The sequence below is a fragment of the Rubritalea sp. genome, assembly GCF_039830215.1.
In the GTDB taxonomy this organism is placed as follows: domain Bacteria; phylum Verrucomicrobiota; class Verrucomicrobiia; order Verrucomicrobiales; family Akkermansiaceae; genus Rubritalea.
Window position 1 is genome coordinate 1 of record NZ_JBDOPO010000254.1, and the last position, 4,902, is coordinate 4,902.

2 protein-coding genes and 2 pseudogenes are annotated in these 4,902 nt (G+C 48.1%); 2 read left to right on the top strand and 2 right to left on the bottom strand.

The features are described 5' to 3' along the window. Nucleotides 1-967 (top strand): annotated as a pseudogene (locus ABGY95_RS08375) (ATP-binding protein); the annotation flags it as partial. Further along, the gene (locus tag ABGY95_RS08380) at nt 964-1,629 is read left to right on the top strand and encodes a response regulator transcription factor (protein ID WP_347441230.1); all 666 of its coding nucleotides are present in this window, start codon (nt 964-966) and stop codon (nt 1,627-1,629) included. The pseudogene ABGY95_RS08375 and the gene ABGY95_RS08380, both read left to right, overlap by 4 nt. A 412-nt stretch (nt 1,630-2,041) precedes the next feature. Here the strand turns inward: ABGY95_RS08380 and ABGY95_RS08385 are convergent, their stop codons facing one another. Together ABGY95_RS08385 and ABGY95_RS08390 are read right to left on the bottom strand one after the other, a co-directional pair. Continuing rightward, nucleotides 2,042-2,770, bottom strand: a complete 729-nt coding sequence (locus ABGY95_RS08385; RefSeq protein ID WP_347441231.1) for a hypothetical protein — start codon at nt 2,768-2,770, stop codon at nt 2,042-2,044. Between the two features lie 2 nt (nt 2,771-2,772). Further along, nucleotides 2,773-4,902: pseudogene (locus tag ABGY95_RS08390) on the bottom strand (hypothetical protein); the annotation flags it as partial.

Below are 4,902 nucleotides of genomic sequence, written 5' to 3' on the forward strand. Positions count from 1 at the left end.
CTCTCAGATCGGCTTTGCCGAAATCGAACTATTCTCAAAGGGACGGAATGTGGCACTAGGAAAACCAGCCAAAGGCAACTTTAAAATCCATCCTGACCGGTCTTTTTCCTCACTCACCGACGGCCGTAACCTGTACGGAACCATTCTACCCATCCACGACTGGATGAACGAGCTGAGCCGCCGACATGACTTTGAAACCGCGCGACCTTTGGTTGCCGACGAGTTACTCCTCCACTATGAGTACCAACAAGTCAACCTAAGGCGATTGGGATGGTTGGCCGGCCTGTTAGCGGCTGGTATAGCCATAACCATCTTGATTGGACGAATGCTTCGTATGCAACAAATGACGGCTATTCGGGAGCGCTTCGCCGCCGACCTACACGACGAACTCGGTGCCAATATTTACACAATGGGATTACTTGGCGAAGTGGCGCTAAGCTCCATGAACACCCCCGACCGGCTGAAGAATGTTCTCCACCGGAACCAAGAACTACTCACGCGAACGGGAACTGCAGTACGCCAATGCATAAACACTCAGGAGTCCTACGGCCTGTACGAGAATCTTCCTGAAGTTATGGAGCGCGCCGCTCGTCGTATTCTGGCCGATATAGAATACGAAATCACAGTGGAAGGCGAAGCCTTTCTAAAGCAGCTCAAACCAATCACCCGTGATGACCTTCGTTTATTTTTTAAGGAATGCCTCGTCAACATCAGTCGCCATGCCGACGCGACCACAGCCAGTGCGCAACTCAAGGCTAACCATAAATGGTTGACCTTGACCGTCAGCGACAACGGCCGCGGTATTTCAGATGGAGCAGACGCCGACATCCCCCCATCGCTCAAGCGACGAGCGCGCCTTTTAGGGGCGAAGATTTCCTCCACACACACCAACAACGGAGGAACCAGTATCACCCTAAAATTAAAAATGCCTTGGCGAGTCCAAACCAATAAAAATATCAAACCATGAACAATATAATCCGCGTAATGATGGTGGAGGACCACCCAGACTACAGAGAAGGCATCAGCTTTGCCCTAGAAACAGTGGCTGACATCGACCTCTACCTGACCTTCGGAACTGCGGAGCGGGCTCTACGAAGCCTCCAAGATGCAGCCCAACAAATGAAACCTGATGTAATTCTACTTGATCTAAACCTACCGGGCATGAGTGGAATAGAAGCAATCCCATGGTTTAAAGAGTATTCACCTGACACTCACTTGCTCATCCTCAGCCAGTCAAACAAGGAAGCCGATGTGCTAGAAGCGATCTCCGCTGGGGCTTCAGGATATTTATTAAAGAATGCACCCCTCGGGGAAATAACAGATGGCGTTCGAACCGTTTTAGCTGGTGGAGCCTCGCTCGATGCAAACATTGCTAAATTTATTCTAACTCAGATCAGCACTCGGTCAAAGCCTAGCGAAGAAACCTCCAAACTCTCTGATCGTGAGATGGAAGTCTTGGTTCTGATTGGGGATGGTTTACTTAAAAAAGAAATTTCCGACAAGCTAAATATCAGCGTCCCAACGGTAGCTACGCACGTACGCCACATTTACGAAAAGCTCGAAGTCCAGAATGCCCCTGCTGCCATCAGTAAAGCGTTCCGCACTGGTATCTTTCCGACTAGTAGCTAATACCATTCTCCAAGTTATATTGACACATTAAGCAGTGCTCCTGTCAGGCTAACAAGAGCGCTTTCGGCGTCGCTATGTATTAGGCTGTAGTGAGCAGGCAGTCTACCCCTCCTCCAGGGGTAAGCAGACTTAAAAGTTAGACTGAGGCACCACCCGAGTGCGGAATACATCCCACACATGCATGAGCAACTGGTGCCTAACAGCATCCGAGACGCAAAATAAACGAATGAACCTATGCCGATAGCCAAGAGACTCATCAGCCATGCATGCCGCGCCGAGATCCTAATACAGGAAGTGAAAAGACCGACTGAACTTTTGTACTCGACCCTTTGGGTAGCGACAATTCAAAACCTAGGGAGTTGACCAAAAATATATGTTTCAACTGATTTACCTCTCTAGATTTCCCATCATACTAAGGCATGTTTTTTTTATACTCCTTGCTTCGCTGGATTTTCTTTACACGCATACTGCGTATTTTCATGCGTTTGGTGAGCGGATCTAAATAGACGAAGAGGATACATCGTCTTACTTTTTGTTTTGGCCAGCGGGTGCGACCAAAGGTTTTCCAGTCGTCTGGACGCTGATACTGAAAGTGTACATCCAGATACTCGCCTGCGTTGGCCGATGGGTCAAAGAAGGCCACTTTTCCCGAAGCCACCTGCACTTTAGTCTTCCCGACCAACCCGCGAATGGCTGTAGGTGACATATTGATGCACTTGTAGCTGCCTAAAGGAAAATCACTCATTTTACGATCGATCGCGAACCCCTTGTAAACGCTTACTTTACCACCTGGAAAAAGAACTAACAAAGGTTCTCTGATATGCGTAGGGATTTTGACTTTCGCGATGGCTGGATAGACGGTCTCCCCATCTTCATTTTTTGTCTTACATCGGACAACGACATTCAATTTATCATCGAGCCTAGTTTTAAAAGGGCCGATAATATTCGCTGTTGAGAGCCTCACATCCGTTACCTGGCCTTCACCATCGGTCAGATACACTGTTTTGTGACTTTTAGCATAGTCGAAGGCGTAAAGAGAAACTTTTACCACTCTCTCATCCTGTTGACCATAAACACCTCCAGCCAAAGCGGAAAAAAAGCTGGCGATGATACAAATATTTCTTATCAAACAGAACTTCATGATTAGACTTCTTTTTCTGATAGCCAGCGGAATGATACAATATTAAAGCGGCGCCCGTAGGTTTGATTGATTAGATTCAGATCTGCTGGGGCTGTCGTTGAGGGCTGGGAGGTATCAACGAACTCATGTCCACGCTGAACCACAGCCTCGCACCATACGCGTGAGGTTTGATTACCAATGGTCGCTTCGCCGTAGGTTCTAATCAGGTATGTGTCACCCCTAACCGTGAGCGAGGGAGCCAAGCGATTTAGGATGTCCGCCTGCGTAATCTGGCTGACAGAACCGTCCGAGCTCTTACCACTCCCTCCAGCAGAATTGAGTTCACTATGGTTCTTCGGCACGGCTACTCCACCGAAGTCTTCGTCATTCAAATTGGCCTGTTCAATCGCGGTTTGTAGAGCACCAGAATTAAGCAAACTATCAGAGCCTTCGAGGCGACGATTGACAAATTCGGCAACCGACTGAAACGGACCACGGGCTTTAACCTGAGTAACCACTTGTTCGGCCAAGTCCATGATTTGTGCTGCAGACAAACGACGATGGGATGATAGCCGCGCCCCATCGTTATAGTCGAGATTATCAGGCATTTCATCACCGGCCATGGGCGCAAACCGAGAAACAGCGAGATCCTCAGAATCATCAGCGTCGGTTAAAGAGTCACCGCCAGTCAGCACATCAAGAATCGGCAGGGCTTCTTGCGTGCCGCTGGCGAGAAACAGCGCCCACGCCTCCACTGAGGTCGAATTCACGTTAAAGGCACCATTATTGTATATATGATCGGCGAAGGTAGCATAATCCGCTACAGTGATCGTCGGCGCAGAACCACTCTTGGGCATCACATTTGGATTAGCGAGTGGCCGAGTTCCATCAAAGAACTCGGATAACACGGTGTCAAGATTCCGAGGTGATGAACCTGCAAGCGGACCCTGCTCTGAAGCCGCAGTTGACAGAAAATAGCCATCAAACAGTGTCGTATTCGCCATGTAGGAGTGATCGATCAAATCGGCAATAGCACCAGGTACTGCATCTTTACTTGCTATTTTTGTATTCCTAGGAACTAACATTGCAGCAAACGAATTACCAACAATCTGTGTCGTAAAAGGAGCTACCCCGCCTGTGTTCAGAGGTGCATGTGAGAATTGCGCCAGTGATGTCGCTGGAGCCAAGGGAACTTGAGAAAATGGCGCATATTCTACTCCTGATTGAGGCGTAACACCAGTGCCACCATACCCTCGGTTACCACTACCAATTGAAACTGTTGGTGTACTTTCCCAACCAGTAAATGGCTCCCAAGTCACCTCATACTGATGCGTTTTGAGGTTCACATTCTGATCATCGGTCGATCCATTACTAAATCCATTACTGAAGTAAGGGTTCATGATTCCATTATTCAACCACATTGACGACATGTTCGAGTTATGAGTGTTGCTATCCTGCTCGGTCTTCAAGCGCATCGAAGCAATCAACAAGGGGACTTTGTTATCTCGATCGTTAGACTCAGGGTCATCAGTATTGTTAAATTTCCTAATTTCAGGTTCACCACCAAATGTCAGGAAGGGCACATCACCGTATTCAAGAGTCGGCAGATGAGCAGCAAGATCATTTGTGTCCCATTCAATCGCTCCAATTTGCACTCGATTCGGGTTAGCGTCTGCGGCCCTTTTTAGCTCTTGGATAGTAGGGGTGGCATTCGTCCCGCCATTATCATCATGGAGCCTTCCGACGGTACCCGTGTAAAACTTGAGGTATGCTGCGGGCTCCTGATTATTCAGCTCCGGAAAAACTTTGAACTCTTCGTTCCCGCTATCAAGTTTCGCGGGCGATATTCTGGTTTTAATTGTATCATTCAAATTCGCATAGAGTCTATGGGTCCCATAAGAGGTTGGATCGTCGAGCTCTGCTCCTATCTTTGCCCGATCGTTATCCCTTAGGAAGCGGTATTCATGGAAGCCTTTTTCGCTTCCATGTCCTTCAGTCAGAATTAACCCTTCCGCATAATGCACGAGATCGGCCATTTTTTTTGCATTTTTGGGTTCACCGAAAACCTTAAATTCACCCGGTTTCAGTACGATAGATTCTCCTGTATTTGAGTCGTTTCCTTGAATACGCATGCGGTAGGGAACTTCACGATC